We start from the raw sequence: 18,489 nt of genomic DNA, 5'->3' as shown, positions 1-18,489 counted from the left end.
AGAACCTTAAGGTATTTAAATTGTCGTAATTAATAACTTAAGCTTTCGGATATAATTATTTTTTTTTAATGAAATCACCCTTACTACAATTTACCGAAAACGGAATCTTTTGCGAGCAAGCCAACGTATATCTAGATCCTTGGAAAAATGTAGACAAAGCCTTAATCACTCACGGTCATGCCGATCATTCTCGCTGGGGAAACAAATCTTATATTTCGCATTTTGATAATATCCCCATCATGAAACATCGGTTGGGTGATATTAATGTAAGTGGAGTGAATTATAACGAATCGTTTACCATAAACAATGTAAAGTTTAGTTTTCATCCTGCTGGGCATATTCCAGGTTCTTCACAAATTCGGGTAGAACATAAAGGTGAAGTTTGGGTATTTACAGGCGATTATAAATTGCAACATGATGGAATTTCTGTTCCTTTTGAGCCTATACAATCCCATAGTTTTATTACCGAATGTACTTTTGGTTTACCTGCTTTTAAATGGCGACCGCAAGAGGAAGTGTTTACCGATATTAATGAATGGTGGCAGCAAAACAAAGCTGTAGGGAAAACTTCTGTCTTATTCGGATATTCGTTAGGAAAAGCACAACGCATCATTAAACATTTAGATACTTCCATCGGAAAAATATATACCCATGCTGCAGTAGAAAATTTAAACGAAGTGCTTCGCGAACAAATTGCGCTTCCAGAAACCATCAGAATTACCAAAGAAACCGATAAAAAAGAAATTGCTGGTAATATTATCATCGCCCCACCAAGTGCGCATGGCACAGTTTGGTTGCGTAAGTTTGCTCCCTTTGTTACCGCAACCGCTAGCGGTTGGATGGCATTTCGAGGAGCTCGTAGAAGACGTGCTATTGACAAAGGTTTTGTACTGTCTGACCATTGCGATTGGCAAGAATTACTCACAGCCATCAAAGCTACAGGTTGTGAAAAAGTAATTGCCACACATGGTTATGCCGATATTTTTTCGCGCTATTTGAATACTTTAGGGTATGATGCCCGAACGGAAGCTACACAATACGAAGGCGAAAATTTAGATGCTAAAGAAGAAAGTGAGGTGAATGAATGAAACAGTTTGCGCAACTCATAAAAACTTTAGACGGCACCAATAAAACCAACACCAAAGTAGCCGCTCTAGCCGAATATTTTAAAACAGCGAATGATCAAGATAAACTATGGACCATCGCGCTACTTTCGCACAGGCGACCTAAACGACCGGTGAATACTACGTTACTGCGAACTTGGGCTTCGGAAGCTGCAAATATTCCGCTGTGGTTGTTTGAAGAATCGTATCATATTGTAGGCGATTTAGCAGAAACCATTGCTTTGGTGATTCCTAATGCTGATAAAACACACCACAAAAGTCTTTCAACATTTATTGAAGAAATTATTCAACTCTACGGAAAAGAGGAAGCTGAAAAGAAAACTTATCTGCTTACCAATTGGATGCAGCTCGATTATTATGAGCGTTTTGTGTTCAATAAAATTTTAACGGGAGGGTTTCGTATTGGTGTGAGTCAAAAATTAATGACTAGAGCACTTGCCAAAGCTACCGAAATAGACGAAGATATTCTCGCCTACAAATTAATGGGCGATTGGTCACCACAAAACACCACGTACAAAAAACTAATTTTAGAAGAGAATAAAGAAGATTACCTAAGCAAACCCTATCCGTTTTATTTGGCGTATGCCGTAGAAGGTGAAGTGGCCGATTTAGGTGACGTGAACGATTGGTATTTTGAACATAAATGGGATGGTATTCGGGCACAAATTATTGTTAGGAATAACGAATTGTTTGTGTGGAGTCGTGGTGAAGAATTGGTAACTGATAAATACCCTGAGTTCGATGCGTTTATTGAAGCATTTCCTGACGGAACCGTGTTAGACGGAGAAATTCTACCCTATCCAAATGGAGAAATTGGTACGTTTAATGATTTACAAACTCGTATTGGACGAAAAAACATCACCAAAAAATTACTTGAAAAAACACCTATAATTCTCAAAGCGTACGATGTTTTGGAATGGAACGGAAAAGATGTTCGTGACGAACCCTACCAACAACGCAGAACCTATTTAGACACTTTACTAGCATCGGTAAAAGATCAAGAGTTATCACTTCAAAAATCAGAAGTTTTGCAATTTAACTCTTGGGAATCAGCCACTACCGAACGTGAAAATTCCAGAGAAGTAAAAAGTGAAGGTTTGATGCTAAAACGAAAAGATTCTCCTTATCTAGTAGGTCGAAAAAAAGGCGATTGGTGGAAATGGAAAGTCGATCCACTTACCATAGATGCGGTGCTCACCTACGCCATGCGCGGTCACGGTAGACGCACCAATTTGTTTACAGATTACACCTTTGCACTTTGGAAAGACTACGAACTCGTTACGTTTGCCAAAGCCTATTCCGGACTTACAGATGCTGAATTTCGCCAAGTGGATAATTTTGTAAAACGAAATACCACCGATAAATTTGGTCCTGTTCGGCAAGTAACGCCAGAGCTGGTTTTTGAAATTGCTTTTGAAGGTATTGCCGAAAGTAACCGTCATAAAAGTGGCGTTGCCGTTCGTTTTCCTAGAATTTTACGCTGGCGAAAAGACAAGAAAATTGAAGAAGCCAATACACTGGAAGATCTTAAAAATTTGATTGTGAAGTAATGAAAAATGAAAACCCATATCAAATAGCAGAAGACTGGTTTCAACACCGAAACTGGAAACCCTTTCCGTTTCAAAAGCAAACATGGAAAGCGGTTCTAGAAGGCAAAAATGGTCTACTTAATGCTCCAACAGGTAGCGGAAAAACATTTGCTTTATGGATTGGTATTGTGCTCAATTACCTCAACAAAAATCCGGATGCTTTTACCAAACCCAAAAAAGGACTCAAAGCGGTTTGGATTACGCCTTTGCGTGCACTTTCGGTAGAAATTCAACAAGCTACACAACAGTTTTGCGATGAAATTGGTTTAGATTTTACAGTGGGTATTAGAACGGGAGATACTAGTACGCAAGACCGTGCAAAGCAGAAAAAAAACATGCCCGATTTGCTCATTACCACTCCAGAAAGTTTACATCTTTTATTAGCTTCTAAAGGCTACGATAAAACCTTCAAAAATCTCGATGCGATTGTTATTGATGAATGGCATGAATTACTGGGCTCTAAACGTGGCGTTCAAGTTGAATTGGGATTATCCCGATTAAAAACCATTTGCAACACGCTTCAAATCTGGGGAATTTCAGCAACTATTGGTAATCTACAGCAAGCTCAAGAAGTTTTATTAGGCCCGGATAGTGAAGCGCTTCAAAATTCAGTATTGATTAAAGCCCATATTCAAAAAAAGATCAAAGTAGAGAGCATCATTCCTGAAAAAATGGAACGTTTCCCATGGCGTGGTCATTTGGGTTTGCATCTATTAGAAGATATTATTCCGATTCTAAAAAAGAGTAGAACTACTTTAATTTTTACCAACACACGTTCGCAATGCGAATTGTGGTTTCAAGCAATTTTGAGCAAACATCCTGAATTTGCAGGAGAAATTGCGATGCATCATGGTAGCATCAACAAAGAAACGCGCTTATGGGTAGAAGGTGCTATTCGCAACGAAAGTTTAAAAGCCGTGGTGTGTACCTCTAGTTTAGATTTAGGTGTCGATTTTGCTCCGGTGGAAACCATCATTCAAATTGGCGGACCAAAAGGCGTTGCCCGATTTTTGCAACGTGCTGGCCGTAGCGGTCACCAACCCGGCAAAGAAAGTGTGATTTACTTTTTACCAACCCACGCTATTGAATTGATTGAAGCTTCAGCGCTACAAAAAGCGGTAAAAGAAACCGTGGTGGAAGATCGCATTCCGTATCTATTGAGTTTTGATGTGTTGATTCAGTATTTAACCACTTTGGCAGTTTCAGATGGTTTTTATCCTGAACACATTTTTAAAGAAGTACAGCAAACATTTTGTTTTCAGGCAATTTCTGAAGCACAATGGAAATGGGTTTTGAATTTTATCACCAAAGGAAGCCAAACTCTAGAAAATTATGATGAATTCCAAAAAGTAGACATCGAGGAAGACGGAAAATTTAAAGTGAATAATCGTGGGGTTGCCATGCGACATCGGCTTTCTATTGGCACCATTGTGAGCGATGCCATGTTGCAAGTAAAATATGTAAAAGGCGGTTATGTAGGTACTATTGAAGAATGGTTTATTTCTAAACTAAAACCCGGAGATGTGTTTACGTTTGCAGGTAGAAATCTTGAATTATTTCAAGTGAAAGAAATGAAAGTTTTGGTGAAAAAGTCAAAACAAAAGAGTGCGAAAGTACCTAGTTGGATGGGCGGTCGCATGAGTTTCTCATCGCAGATGAGCGATTTGCTCCGGGAAGAATTGTACAAAGCCAATCACCCCAATCGTTCAAAAGAAATTAAAGCTTTATCATCGTTATTCGAAAGGCAAAAACGAGAATCTATTGTGCCAGAACCTCATCAATTTTTGATAGAAACTTTTAAAAGTAGAGAAGGTTATCACGCTGTATTTTATCCTTTTGAAGGTAGGTTTGTGCATGAAGCCATGGGCAGTTTGATGGCGTACCGCATGAGTTTATTGCAGCCCATTACATTTTCTATCGCGTTTAACGATTATGGTTTTGAGTTACTTTCAGACCAAGAAATAGACATGCAACAAGTGTTAGATAACGACTTGTTTACCACAAAATACCTTACCGATGATCTTGAAAAAAGTTTGAATGCTACGGAAATGGCTCGCCGAAAGTTTCGAGATATTGCGGTGATTGCCGGATTGGTTTTTCAGGGTTACCCTAATAAATTATTGAAAAGTAAGCACCTGCAAAGCAGTTCGCAGTTACTCTTTAATGTCTTTAAAGATTTTGAACCTGATAATTTACTTTATCAACAAGCTTATCGCGAAACTTTTGAGCACACCTTAGAAGAAGGTAGATTAATACAGGCTATGGAACGTATTATGAAACAAAACATAGTTTGGAAAGCTTGCGAAAAACCAACACCATTCTCCTTTCCTATTATTACCGATAGATTGCGCGAAAAACTCACCTCTGAAAAAGTGGAAGACAGAATACGCCGAATGATGGCACAACTGGAAAAAGATTGATACCTTGCGGAAAATTTAAAACATGAAAGCAGTTCGCTTAATCATACTTATTTTCGCTTTTGTTTCATTGGTTTTAGGGCTAGTTTGGCAGTCAGATGAAACGTTTAGAATGAAAATTTCTGAACAATATTACGTAATGCCAACCAATGCCATTTTCTATGCCGTTGCTGTTGGTGCTGCATTTTTATTTTTGTTGATGACTCTTAAAGATCTTTTTCGTAAAAAATGACGGAAACACTCCGTATTCAAGATCAAGAATTTACGCTACATCCGCTTGGAGTAGCTTTTTGGCAAAACCAAAACATCTTGCTTATTGCCGATGTTCATTTGGGAAAAACCATCCATTTCAGAAAGCATGGCATTGCCCTTCCAGAAGCTTCTCTCTATAAAAATTATGAGAATTTAGACGAGGTTATTGAATACTTCAATCCTGAACAAATCTATTTTTTGGGCGATTTATTTCATAGTGTTCACAATAGAGAATGGTATTTATTTGAAGAGTGGGTTGCCAATCAATCTGCACAAATTACGTTGATTGCAGGAAATCATGATATTATTTCAGATCATTATTTTGAAGCCTTAGGAATTGAGGTTCTGGATGAGTTAATCACCGATGATTTCTATTTTACACATCACCCAACTACCGAACCGGAGCTTTTTAATATTTGCGGCCATGTACATCCCGGAGTAAAACTGAAGGGTCCTGCAAAACAAACGATAAAGCTATCTTGTTTTGCACAGTTTGAAGAGCAATTGATACTTCCTGCGTTTGGCGATTTTACCGGAAATTTCTACATAGATCAAAAAACTGCGGAAGCTATTTTTATTTGTACCGAAGAAGAAGTGATTCTGATTAACTAAACTTTGGCATTCCTTTGATTCTTTTCTGTTGATTGAATTTTTACTTTTGTTAAACAAAATTAAATCGTCATGGCAAAGCGTCTCGCTCTACTCAATTTTATTTCAGTAATTGTTGCTGTTTTTACAGGATATTATACCCAAGCCATTCAGTTAAATGGAAATACAATGGCCCGTTTAAGCGCTAAATATGCCAATCTGTTTACACCGGCAAATTATGCTTTTGCCATTTGGGGATTGATTTATGTTTCGCTATTTGCTTTTTCTATTTACCATCTTATTCAGGCTTTCAAAAAAGATGGTAATACCGAATTTCTAATCCAAAGCGGTTACTGGTATTTCATTGCCAATATTGCCAACGCTTTGTGGGTGGTAGTTTGGCTGTATGAACTCACAGGACTTTCGGTAATTGTAATGCTAGTGATTTTATATTCTCTGATAAAAATTATTCTGAATACTAACATGGAAAAGTGGGATGCTCCAGCCAAAACAATTGCATTTAATTGGTGGCCAATTTGTTTTTATAGCGGTTGGATTACCGTAGCGACCATAGCCAATATCGCAGCTTATTTATCTAAAATTGGCTGGAACGGCGGTTTTCTTTCAGAAGTAACTTGGACAGTTTTAATGATAATCATAGCGACTCTCATTAATCTACTGATTATTTACAAAAGAAATATGCGTGAGTTTGCCTTGGTTGCTGTTTGGTCTTTTATGGCAATTTATTTTCGACATGAGGGTTATCAACCAGCAATTACTACAACTGCTCTAATTTGTGCCATTGTAGTGTTTTTGGCCATCAGCATTCATGGTTTTAAAAACAGAAAATCGAATCCTTTTTTTAGAAAACTGAACTAGATCATTCCTCGAATATCATAACCCCAAGTTGGGTATGCTAAAATCATTTTCATAAAATCTTTTTTGGTCATGCGACTATACATGGCCATAGAAAATAAGTTGATCATTTCACCTGCTTCGGGCGCTACAATATGCGCTCCCATAATTTGTCCGGTTTCAGTATTTACAATGGTTTTGTAAGCATAATATTTCTCATGAATTCGTTTCGAATTGAACCAAGACGGCACGTATTTCTGTTCTATTTGATAGGGTTCTCCAGACGCTTTTGCTTCTTCTTCGGTCAACCCAACACTCGCCATTTGTGGAATGGTAAATACCACAGAAGGCTGCGGCGCGTACTCGGCCATTTTTTCTTTTTCTTCTTCTAGTAATTGCGAAATAACAACTTCAGCTTCTTTTGAAGAAAGCGGCGTTAATGGCAAACCAGAACTATCTGCAACATCACCACAAGCATACACATCTCTATTGGATGTATTTTTTAATTTTTTAGTCACTTTAATTCCCTTATCAGAATACGAAACATTTCCTTCTTCCAAATTAAGTTCGGCCACTGCTGGAATGCGCCCTGCTGTGTTGAAAATCATTTCGGTTTTTACGGTTACTTTTTTGCCATCAGACTCGCCAATTACTTTATAATTCTTAATCAATTTTTTAATGTTGGTCACTTCTGTATTGAAGTAAAATTGAATTCCTAATTCTTCCGAAGCTTTGGTTATATAACTCACCATATCTTCTTCAAAATTTGAAAGTGGCCTGCCCGAAACATCAATTACAGTAACCTTCACTCCCATTCTGGCTGCGATATGAGCAAACTCCATCCCTATATATCCGGCTCCTATAAACACCATACTTTCTGGTAATTCCTTTAGTTCCAGAAAATCATCACTCGTCAACGCATGTTCACCTCCAGAAATTCTCAAAGGCATAGGAACTCTACCTGTTGCAATTACAATCTTTTCTGCAATTACCTTTTTACCTTCGACCAGTAATTCATGTTCTCCTGTAAACTTGGGTGATTGATGATACATGGTGATTCCTTCTTCCTGCAAATCTTTCTCGGTTGCTTCCGGCATTCCTTCGGTGAATTTCTTTTTAAATTCTTGAACATCACTCCAGCTTACTTCAGGTAATTTGGTAATTCCACTACCCAGCATATTTTCAGATCTATGCAAAATCTCTGTCAAGCCTACCAACACTTTTTTGGGGTCACAACCGCGGTTGGAACAGGTTCCGCCAAACTCCCGATTATCGGCTATCCCAACTTTTTTACCAGCTTTGGCACAAGCTAGGGCTACGCTTCTTCCCGCAGTTCCGGTTCCAATTACAAATACATCAAAAGTAGTGGTGCTCATAAAGTGATTTTTTCTGAATTTTAGCAAGGTTCGTAAAATACATTTGCAGACGGCAATTCGCTGTTATAGAAATATTAAAAATGCCTTTACAACTCATAAAACCTAAGCTTTCAGGTTGTAGCAAAAAAATTGAACACCTATCTTTGCCTTGTATGATTACAGATCTTATCTCTCAAAAAATTGCACAGTCTCCGCAAACGCAGAAACTGCGGAAAGCTATTGCCGAAAAACAAAATAAAATTCATATCAAAGGTCTTGTAGGATCGTCTTTATCGTTTCTAACTGCTGATCTTTTTAAGGAAAGTGATAAACCTTTTTTGTTGCTTTTGGATGATAAAGAAGAGGCGGCTTACTATTTGAATGATTTAGAACAATTGGTTGGGCAAGACCATGTTTTGTTTTACCCTGGAAGTTACCGCAGGCCTTACCAAATTGAAGAAACTGACAATGCTAATGTGTTATTGCGTGCCGAGGTTTTGAACAGAATCAATTCGCGCAAGAAACCCATAATTATTGTAAGTTATCCTGATGCGCTTTTTGAAAAAGTAGTCACCAAAAAAGAGTTAGACAAAAACACACTAAAAATTCAGGTAAATGATTCTCTTTCCTTGGATTTTGTAAACGAAGTGTTGTTTGAATATCAGTTTAAACGTGTCGATTTTGTAACAGAACCGGGTGAATTTTCGGTACGTGGAGGTATTGTAGACGTATTTTCTTTTTCTAATGACGAACCTTATCGTATTGAATTTTTTGGAGATGAAGTTGATAGCATTCGAACCTTTGATGTGGAAACGCAACTTTCTACCGAGCGTATTAAGGAAATCACCATTATACCTAATGTAGAAAACAAAACGCTCAATGAGGTTCGACAAAATTTTCTAAAATACATTACCTCAAACACACTCATTTTCAGCAAAAATATTGATCTACTAAATACCAGAATCAATACACTTTATCAAAAAGCTGAAGATGCTTTTGCTAAGCTTTCGGCAGACGTTAAGCACGCCAAACCCGAAGAATTATTTTCTTCTTCTGAAGAATTACTGAAAGAACTCCTGAAATTTTCAGTGATTGAGTTTGGTTCAACTTCCTACCTAAAAGCTGACTATTTTATTGAATACAATACCAATCCGCAGCCTTCGTTCAACAAGCAATTTGAATTGTTAATTGAAAACTTAAATGAGCGTCACGAAAGCGGATTCACCAATTATATTGCTTGTGTAAGTGAACAACAAGCCAAACGTTTCCATGATATTTTTGAAGAAATGGAAACTAAAGTGCATTACAAAACCTTTGTGTTTTCCATGTACCAAGGGTTTATTGATGAAGCACAAAAGATTGTTTGCTATACAGATCATCAGATTTTTGAACGCTATCACAAGTTTCAACTTAAAAATGGATATGCCAAAAAACAGGCTTTAACCTTAAAAGAGCTCACCACGCTTTCTGTTGGAGATTATGTAACCCACATTGACCATGGTATTGGAAAATTTGCCGGATTACAAAAAATAGATGTAGAAGGTAAAACCCAAGAAGCTATTAAATTGATTTATGGTGATAGAGATATTTTGTACGTGAGTATTCATTCACTTCACAAAATCACCAAGTATAATGGCAAAGATGGGAAACCACCAAAAATATACAAACTGGGTAGTACGGCCTGGAAAAACCTAAAGAAAAAGACCAAGTCGCGAGTTAAGGAAATTGCATTCAACCTTATCAATTTGTATGCAAAACGAAAACTTGACAAAGGTTATCAATATAAGCCAGATAGTTACATGCAACACGAGCTGGAAGCTTCGTTTTTATATGAAGACACGCCAGACCAAAGCAAAGCAACAGCAGAAGTAAAAGCTGACATGGAAAGCGAACAACCAATGGATAGATTGGTTTGTGGAGATGTTGGTTTTGGTAAAACCGAAGTGGCTATGCGTGCGGCTTTTAAAGCGGTGGATAACGGAAAACAAGTAGCAGTTCTGGTTCCTACAACGGTTTTAGCGTTTCAGCATTACCGATCTTTCAAAGAAAGAATGAAAGATTTTCCGGTGCAAGTAGATTACGTAAACCGATTTAGAACTGCTAAAGAAAAGAAAGAAACTCTGGCCGATTTAGCCGATGGAAAAGTGGATATTATTATTGGAACTCATCAACTTGCCAACAAAAATGTAGTTTTTAAAGATCTTGGATTGTTGATTGTTGATGAAGAACAAAAATTTGGAGTTGCCGTTAAAGACAAACTGAAAACGCTCAAAGAAAATGTAGATGTACTTACGCTTACGGCCACACCAATTCCAAGAACATTACAATTCAGTTTGATGGCTGCTCGTGATCTTTCAACCATCAATACACCTCCACCAAACCGTTATCCTATAGAAAGTCAGGTGATTCAATTTAATGAAGAAGTGATTCGGGATGCGGTTTCGTATGAAGTTCAACGAGGAGGGCAAGTATTTTTCATTCACAACAGAATTGAAAATATAAAAGAAGTTGCTGGAATGATTCAGCGATTGGTTCCCGATGCAAAAATAGCCATTGGTCACGGCCAAATGGACGGTAAAAAGTTGGAAGCTTTGATGATGGCATTTATGAATGGTGACTTTGACGTGCTGGTGTCTACCACAATTATAGAAAGTGGTTTAGATGTTCCAAACGCCAATACTATTTTTATAAACAACGCCAATAACTTTGGACTTTCAGATTTGCATCAAATGCGTGGTCGTGTGGGTAGAAGTAACAAAAAAGCATTCTGTTATTTCATCACTCCGCCATATTCTGCAATGACCGAAGATGCGCGTAAACGTATCCAGGCATTGGAACAGTTTACAGATTTGGGAAGTGGTTTTAATATTGCTATGAAGGATTTGGAAATTCGTGGAGCAGGAGATATTTTGGGTGGTGAACAAAGTGGTTTTATGAATGAAATTGGTTTTGATACCTATCAAAAAATTCTAAAAGAAGCCATTGCTGAACTGAAGGAAAACGAGTTTAAAGATCTGTACGATGAAGACGAAAATGACAAATCTTATGTCAACGAAACACAAATAGATAGTGATTTTCAGTTGTTATATCCAGATGAATATATCAATAATATTTCTGAGCGCTTACAATTGTATAATGATTTAAGTACGATTGAAACCGAAGATGCTCTACAAGTTTACGAAGCGAATTTGATAGACCGTTTTGGTCCGTTACCAGAAGAAGCTATCGACTTATTAAACAGTGTACGTATCAAATGGATTGGAACTGAAATGGGACTCGAAAAAATTGTCATGAAAAAAGGAAAAATGATTGGATACTTTATTTCCGATCAGCAAAGTCCGTTTTACCAGAGTGCTAAATTTCAAAAGGTAATGCAGTATGTTCAACATTTAAAAGGACGTGGAACCTTGAAGGAAAAACAAACTAGAAATGGGCTGCGTTTACTCATAACCTTTGATAAGGTAACTTCTATTGAAAGAGGATTAAAACTCATGCGAGAGTTTCAAAACATATAAATAAAAAAGCGGCTGAGAGCCGCTTTTTTATTATAATCTACTTTTTGTTTCAATCGAAAGTTAATATTTCATTACTTTAAAGTTCACCGTCTTTCCTTCAATTTCCATACTGAAGAAATAAGTTCCCGTAGCAAACTTGGAAATATCTACTTGTGCAACTGTTGTTGCTGGCTTTTTCTCTAACAATAATTGACCTGTAACGCTGTATACAGCAACATTAGTAATTTCACTTTTTGATTTGATGGTTACCTCTCCAGAAGTTGGATTTGGATAGTACGAATACTCTATCATTGAAAAGCTATCAGTAGCAGCCGTAGATGTACAGGAAATAGAAGCTTCCCAACCTTCTTCGGTCACATAAGAATCTGAAATAAATTCAAAAGTAAGAGATCCATCTTCTGCAGACGAAGTGTATGTTCCCGGAAGATCGAACCCTGTTAAACCATCTGGGGTTAAAAGTTCAGCAGTTGTATCTGCACCATCATAAATATACATATAGTCCCAATCTTCCTCTAACGCAAAACTTGTAAATGTTGCCGTCACAGCAGAATTTTCCTGATCGGGAACAAAAGTTCTTACTATGGTTTCATTGTTGTCATATTCGTCAGTTGTACCTCCTGTATCGGTAAATACCATTCCTGCACAAACATCACCACCAGTAGCTCCAATAAAAGAAGTTGGATAAATAGTTTGTGAATTGGCACTACAGTTTGGTCTTATGTTTACTTTATAATATGTATTTTCATTTAACCCAGAAACTGAGTAAGAATTTGTTGTCACCGTATTCCATGAATTAAAAATACTAGTAAGTGGTATTACTGATATTTGCCAACTGCTGGTATCACTATTATCAACCCAAGAAATATCAAATGATGTACTGGTTACATTAGAAAAACTTACTGACTCTATCATATTGATACAAGTATTGATACAGTCTGTACTTAAACAATTACTTGCTTCAATTGTATTTGTGATCAAGGCAGTAGGTTGTGTACCAAAACCATTTGAGAAACTAATACCAACTCCGCTAATCAAATGACAATAGCTCATTATTGTTCCCTTTGCACTGTAAGGGATTGGTCCGGTTGCACAAGATCCTTCGGAATATCCAGCTTGTTGCCCACAACCATCTATAGAGGTACTATCACCATTCCAGTAGCAACCATGTGTATGAGGTGATCCCATTAAGTGTCCTAATTCATGAGTGATTACTTGAACTGTCCATGAATATGTAGGCACAGTACTGTAACTATAATTTACATCCGAATAGCTAAAATTATTTTGCGAACAAAAACCTCCAATAGTTACTGCAACACCACCTAACCCTCCAGGATCGATACCTACAAGCATCCCTAAATCTCCATCAAAAACAGGTCTCTCATCATTAAATTGATACAAATAATCCGAAGAACTTGAACCGGAATAAGGATCATCAGTAGTCCAGATATATAATGACTTCAATGCAGTGGTAATTCCATCATTGTCATACAACGTTTGTACATTATTGAAAACTGATGTCATCCAGTTTGTAGTAGTAGTTTCATCACTCCCATTTTGAACATATAAGTCATAATCAATTTCAAAATACAAGGTTACACAGTTGGTAGTATTCGTTTCTAAATTTGATTTATGATTATCACCATTTTCTTCATTAGGAGTATATTTTGTATCGTCTGTTCCACAAACTCCACCAAGGTCTGCCAATAGATTTTCATCTTGATAGACAATATAATCTGAAGTATTCTTTGCAACATCCAACTTACCAATTATGATATTACCCAATTCATTGGAAGAAACAACGCCATTGAATTCTTCTTCAAAAAAACTAAAAGATGCTACCGATGTTACCTCTCCATCTATAATTCCTCGATAATAAACACCTCCATTGTAAGGTATATTTTCCTTTTTATCTGTATCTATATGAAAATCGTCTGTAAATAAATTCACTCTGTAAAGCGTTGCTTCAATGGTATTCCCGTTATAAGGAATTTGAAGACTGATGTATTCCGAAGCATTATTGAAAATGTTAGATACAGTTTCTAAATCTACACTTGCATAGGTAGCATTTTTAACTACCTCTTTAGTAGCTTTAGTTGCTAAAGAAGGATTTTCAGATAGGATATTGTACGACTCAAAAGTAGCACCAGCTTTCTTTAGCTTGCTTACCTCTTCGCCTACTCTATTTTGCCCAAAAAGCGTGGACGCTGTTGTTAAAAACAACATTCCAAAAACAAAGAGTATTTTTCTCATGACTAGGTTAAAATTGTTATAAAAAAGAAATGCAAAACAATATGTTTTGCATTTAATTTCAAAATATTAAGAAGTTTTTTACAAACTCTTTAAATCTTTCATCACTTTAAATGCTTTGTCGATTTGTTCCTCTGCAACAATAATGGTAAACTCGTTTGATGTAGAAATCACTTCGTTTATTATAATTCCTTCCCAAGCTAAACGCTGAAAAATGAAATAGTAGATTCCCGGAGTGGAAACATTGTCTTCTGGTAACTTCACTGAAATTGAAGATAAATTTTCCAACTTCTGTGTACATTTCTCTAACTTAAAAATTTCTTCTACCGTGGACTCCATCGCATTGCTAATGACAATATTGATCTCATTTACACCACGAGATGACGTATAAAACACATCTTTGTTTCTATTGATCTCACTCAATAATTGTGACTGACTATCCAAAATATTTTCGGAAACCAAAAATGTATAATCTGTTAAAGAAGAACGAACCGTAATTTCACCAATATTCTTAAGAACTTTCAAAATTCTGTGTGTAGCTCTAAATTCCATATCTGTAGATAAGCGTTTTAGCGCCATTACCACAGCTCCACTTCGAATCTCCTTACCCAAATCTTCCTGAATATCTTCTTTAATCACTCTGGAAAGAGAGGTAAGATTGATAATACCTTGCGCTAACGCACTCTGCAAAAATGGTTTAGACTTAATATACTCTTCTACAACAGACGAAATAGTTTTCATGAGAATGAATTTTGGTTTGTCAAAAATAAAACAAAATGTTTTATTTACAACAAATAGTTCAATTTTTAAAAAAAATAAAATGCATCCTCTATATGATTGACTATTAACTCATTATTTTGCCTTAAAATTGATATTATGTCAAACCTTACTTCTACATCTAGATCATTTTTGTTTACATATATATCTACGGCATTTGTGAGCAGTCGGATTTTTTTCTTACTTACAAATTGCTCTGGTTCACCAAAATATGAGGAACTACGCGCCTTTACTTCTACAACAACTAGTGTATTTTCTTTTAAAGCCAGAATATCTATCTCTGCTTTTTGGTAATAATAATTGCGCTCCAGAATGCTGTACTTTTTCCCTAAAAGATATTGAGCAGCTCTTTCTTCAGCCTCTTTTCCAAATTGATTATGTTCTGCCAAGGTTTTTGTTTATAAGATATAAAAAAAGGAGATACGCAAAACGTACCTCCTTTTTTTCAACTATATAGGGGAAAAATAAACTGCTATTAAACTCTTATTTGACCATCACCAAAAACATAATATTTATTGGTTGTCAACTGTTTTAATCCTAATGGACCTCTGTGGTGTAACTTATCGGTACTAATGGCTAACTCAGCACCTACGCCCATTTGTCCACCATCTGTAAAACGAGTAGAAGCATTATGATACACTGCCGCACTATCAATTTGTTGCATGAATGCGAAGGCAGCTTCTTTATCTTCCGTCATAATAGTAGAAGAGTGACCACCAGAATAGGTATTAATTTTTTCAATTGCATCATCCAAACCTTTGGCAGTACCTACTATACATTGAAGTGCAAGAAATTCTTCGTACCAAATATGGTCATCAGAAATTAACTGATTATCTGAAAGTGTTTTTGATACGTCTTTATCCACTAACACTTTTACATCATTAGCCTTCAAAGTTTCGTTCAACTCTTTCAATTTCGACTCAAAATCTGGAAGATTCTCATCTATCAAAATTTTATCCAAAGCATTACATGCTGAAATCTTATGAGTTTTAGCGTTTACGATAACTTTTTTCGTTTTTTCCCAATCTGCATCTTTATTTACAAATAGAAAATTGTTACCGCGACCACTAATTAAAACTGCACATTGTGCATGCTCTTTAACAAATGCAATTAAACGCTCACCGCCTCTTGGAACAATTAAATCTAGTTTTTGAGAAGGATTTTTCAAGAAAGCTTGAGTTTCTTCTCTATTCAATGTCATTAACTGAATCCAATCACTGTCAAGTCCGTTTTCTGCTAAAGCTTTATGCCAGCAATTCACAAGTTCTTTATTACTATGAATCGCTTCTTTACCTCCTTTTAAAAGAATTTTGTTATTCGCTTTAAATGCAAGTACAGCCGCCTCAATGGTTACATCCGGACGAGATTCATAAATAATCATTATGGTTCCAAATGGAGCCGTTTTATTATAAATTTTCAATCCATTATCAAGAAATACATTTGATATTTCCTGATCTACCGGATCTTCTTGAGACATTACTTCTTTTACAGACTGAATCATACCATCTACCTTTTTATCGTTTACAATCAAACGATCATACATCGCTTGATCATCTTTGGTAAACGCATCCAAGTCTTGTTTGTTCGCTGCAATGATTGCTTCTCTACGCTCATCAAGAATGTTGATCATAGATTGCAATACTTTATTTTTTATTTCGGTTTTTAATAATTTCATGTTTTTCTGCTAATTTTTTCTTTTTCTAATTACGATGTAAACTTTGTTCCTACTGATTTACCGTCCATAATATCAAGGATTACATTCTCCTTTTTACCATTGGCGATATACGTTGGAATATCTTTAGAAGCCGTGGTTTTTGCAATATTCAATTTGGAAGCCATTCCTCCTCTACCTTCTGCTTCACCTTTGCGGCTTTCTGCAACGTATTTTTCAACGTTTTCCTCTACGTTTACATTCTCAATAAGTTTTGTATCATCATCATCTGGGTGACCGTCATACAAACCATCTGTATCTGTTAAAAGAATTAGTGCATCTGCATCAATCAACTCGGCTACTAAACTTGCTAACTCATCGTTATCAGTAAACATTCCGCTAGTTAAAGAAACAGCATCATCTTCATTTGCGATAGGCACTACGCCTTCAGAAAGTAATCCTTCATAACAATTGATCATATTCTTGCGGTGATCTCCAGGATTAAAGTCACGCTTGGTAGCTAATACCTGCGCACACTTCATTCCGTAATCATGAAAAATATTGTAATACAAGCGCATCATTCTAGGTTGCCCTATGGCAGAATAAACCTGTCTACGCATTGTTTTTTGTTTGATATGACTTTCGCCCAACACTTCTTTACCTGCAATTACAGAACCCGAAGAAACTAAAACTGTCATAATGTTTCTTTCATAAAGTTCAGCAATTTGCTTTACTAAGTGTTCAATTACTGGTCTAACTATTCTGTTGTCTTTGTTGGTCATTACATTTGTTCCTACTTTGATGACCACACGTTTATCGTACATTCTTTTAATTTTGTAATTAATCTTCTTTTCCTAATTCTACAGCTCTGTCAAAAGCGGCATACGCTGCTTCTTTAATAAGCTCTTTTACGTTGTTATCTTCCATTGAATCTAAAGCGGCTCTTGTAGTACCACCTTTGGAAGCTACTCTATCCATCCAAGAATTTGGAGAAAGGTCTGATTGTATGAAGAGCTCAACGGCACCTTCAAAAGTTTGTGCAACCAACATTTTAGAATCATCTGAAGAGAAGCCCATTTTAAGCGCAGCCTCCATCATTGATTGCATGAAGTAAAATACATAGGCAGGTCCACTACCTGAGATTCCTGTGGAAGCATCAATAAAGTTTTCGTTACTTACTCGTAGGGCTTTACCTGTCGTACTTAACAGGCTCTCTACGGTGATTAACTCTAATCTTGACACCTCTGGGCTCGATGTAAAAGATGTTACTCCTTTTCCCACCTGAGCAGGTAAGTTAGGCATAGCTCTAACTACTTTGGTTACTCCCATGGATTCTTTCATAGTTTCTATGGTTACTCCTGCCATAATTGAAACTAAGATTTGATCTGGCTTTACCATTTTTTTGATTTCCTCAAAAAGTTCTGCACTATGATAAGGTTTTACAGCCAAAAAGATGATATCAGCTTTTGGTAAGCAGTCTTCTAGTTTCGCATACACATCAAATTGCGGTGCTTCTTTTTTCAGCGTTTGTATTTTTTCTGGAAGAGCATCCAAGATCATTAAATCTTTCTTTTTTAAGAATTTTGACTTGGACATCCCTTGGGCATAGGTGAGGCCCATATTTCCTGCACCTATTACTAAAACTTTCATGTATTAGTTTTTAGTTAATAATTAATTTCACTACAAAGTTGTTCAAATACTGTACGTTATACTATTTATAACCATAGAGATTATTGAAGCAAACCCTTATTAAATAGATAAATTCTATCAAAAAACTGAAAAATTACACATTTTATCTATTGGTTATGTTTTGTGAAAAACGCCTGAGCCCTTGCGTGGTATACAATAACGCGTTTTGAAGAAATGCAAATAGCGAAAAGAAAATCAGCTTGATTTTTGGGCCTTTTTAAACATAAACAAGACCGTTAAAAAATGTTAAGAAAAATCGACTGAAATTTTTGCAGACGAAAGGTGATGATATGTCAGTATTATTAAAAAGAAAAAGCCTTACATTTCTGTAAGGCTTTCTTAATAAGCTCCTCCTCTTGGGCTCGAACCAAGGACCCTCTGATTAACAGTCAGATGCTCTAACCAACTGAGCTAAGGAGGAATGTTATTC

At 36.4% G+C, this 18,489-nt stretch carries 14 protein-coding genes and 1 tRNA gene; 7 read left to right on the top strand and 8 right to left on the bottom strand.

Going from position 1 to position 18,489, the window contains the following annotated elements; translation table 11 throughout:
- Nucleotides 1-68 precede the first annotated feature (68 nt).
- The 6 genes from BM383_RS15140 to BM383_RS15115 all read left to right on the top strand — a co-directional run bounded on the left by BM383_RS15140 (nt 69) and on the right by BM383_RS15115 (nt 6,849).
- A complete protein-coding gene (locus BM383_RS15140; protein ID WP_093025991.1) occupies nt 69-1,088 on the top strand; it encodes a ligase-associated DNA damage response exonuclease in 1,020 nt (339 codons plus the stop codon).
- Nucleotides 1,085-2,674: an ATP-dependent DNA ligase gene (locus tag BM383_RS15135; RefSeq protein WP_093025990.1), complete on the top strand. Its 1,590-nt coding sequence runs from the start codon at nt 1,085-1,087 to the stop codon at nt 2,672-2,674. The genes BM383_RS15140 and BM383_RS15135 overlap by 4 nt, the downstream gene beginning before the upstream one ends.
- On the top strand, nt 2,674-5,133 hold the full coding sequence (locus BM383_RS15130) for a ligase-associated DNA damage response DEXH box helicase (protein ID WP_093025989.1): 2,460 nt from the start codon (nt 2,674-2,676) through the stop codon (nt 5,131-5,133). Before BM383_RS15135 ends, BM383_RS15130 begins: the two co-directional genes overlap by 1 nt.
- Nucleotides 5,134-5,155: 22 nt before the next feature.
- On the top strand, nt 5,156-5,362 hold the full coding sequence (locus BM383_RS15125) for a hypothetical protein (protein WP_093025988.1): 207 nt from the start codon (nt 5,156-5,158) through the stop codon (nt 5,360-5,362).
- Nucleotides 5,359-5,994 carry a ligase-associated DNA damage response endonuclease PdeM gene (pdeM, locus tag BM383_RS15120; protein WP_093025987.1) on the top strand — a complete coding sequence of 212 codons (636 nt, stop codon included), beginning with the start codon at nt 5,359-5,361 and terminating at the stop codon, nt 5,992-5,994. The genes BM383_RS15125 and pdeM overlap by 4 nt, the downstream gene beginning before the upstream one ends.
- A 69-nt stretch (nt 5,995-6,063) precedes the next feature.
- Nucleotides 6,064-6,849: a hypothetical protein gene (locus BM383_RS15115; protein WP_093025986.1), complete on the top strand. Its 786-nt coding sequence runs from the start codon at nt 6,064-6,066 to the stop codon at nt 6,847-6,849.
- Here BM383_RS15115 and BM383_RS15110 read toward each other — a convergent pair.
- Nucleotides 6,846-8,201 carry a dihydrolipoyl dehydrogenase family protein gene (locus tag BM383_RS15110; RefSeq protein ID WP_093025985.1) on the bottom strand — a complete coding sequence of 452 codons (1,356 nt, stop codon included), beginning with the start codon at nt 8,199-8,201 and terminating at the stop codon, nt 6,846-6,848. The genes BM383_RS15115 and BM383_RS15110 overlap by 4 nt on opposite strands.
- A gap of 152 nt (nt 8,202-8,353) precedes the next feature.
- Between BM383_RS15110 and mfd the strand changes: the two genes are divergently transcribed.
- Nucleotides 8,354-11,695, top strand: coding sequence for a transcription-repair coupling factor (gene mfd, locus BM383_RS15105; RefSeq protein ID WP_093026035.1), 3,342 nt, complete (start codon nt 8,354-8,356; stop codon nt 11,693-11,695).
- A 60-nt stretch (nt 11,696-11,755) separates the two neighbouring features.
- Here mfd and BM383_RS15100 read toward each other — a convergent pair whose 3' ends face one another.
- From BM383_RS15100 to BM383_RS15070, 7 genes are all read right to left on the bottom strand, one after another.
- Nucleotides 11,756-13,945 (bottom strand): M12 family metallo-peptidase, encoded by a 2,190-nt coding sequence (locus BM383_RS15100; RefSeq protein ID WP_093025984.1) that lies wholly within the window; start codon nt 13,943-13,945, stop codon nt 11,756-11,758.
- 78 nt (nt 13,946-14,023) lie between these two features.
- The gene (locus tag BM383_RS15095; RefSeq protein ID WP_093025983.1) at nt 14,024-14,683 is read right to left on the bottom strand and encodes an aspartate kinase; all 660 of its coding nucleotides are present in this window, start codon (nt 14,681-14,683) and stop codon (nt 14,024-14,026) included.
- Between the two features lie 65 nt (nt 14,684-14,748).
- Entirely contained in the window at nt 14,749-15,108 is a 360-nt protein-coding gene (locus tag BM383_RS15090; protein ID WP_093025982.1) for a YraN family protein, read from the bottom strand.
- 86 nt (nt 15,109-15,194) lie between these two features.
- A complete protein-coding gene (locus BM383_RS15085; protein ID WP_093025981.1) occupies nt 15,195-16,394 on the bottom strand; it encodes a glutamate-5-semialdehyde dehydrogenase in 1,200 nt (399 codons plus the stop codon).
- 29 nt (nt 16,395-16,423) lie between these two features.
- Nucleotides 16,424-17,194: a glutamate 5-kinase gene (gene proB, locus BM383_RS15080; protein ID WP_093025980.1), complete on the bottom strand. Its 771-nt coding sequence runs from the start codon at nt 17,192-17,194 to the stop codon at nt 16,424-16,426.
- Between the two features lie 16 nt (nt 17,195-17,210).
- Nucleotides 17,211-18,020 (bottom strand): pyrroline-5-carboxylate reductase, encoded by an 810-nt coding sequence (gene proC, locus BM383_RS15075; RefSeq protein WP_093025979.1) that lies wholly within the window; start codon nt 18,018-18,020, stop codon nt 17,211-17,213.
- A 386-nt stretch (nt 18,021-18,406) separates the two neighbouring features.
- A tRNA-Asn gene (locus BM383_RS15070) sits at nt 18,407-18,480 on the bottom strand.
- Nucleotides 18,481-18,489 lie beyond the last annotated feature (9 nt).

Source organism: Pustulibacterium marinum, assembly GCF_900116665.1.
In the GTDB taxonomy this organism is placed as follows: domain Bacteria; phylum Bacteroidota; class Bacteroidia; order Flavobacteriales; family Flavobacteriaceae; genus Pustulibacterium; species Pustulibacterium marinum.
Note: the sequence above shows the minus strand (reverse complement) of the source record. Positions and strands in the feature narration are given on the sequence as shown.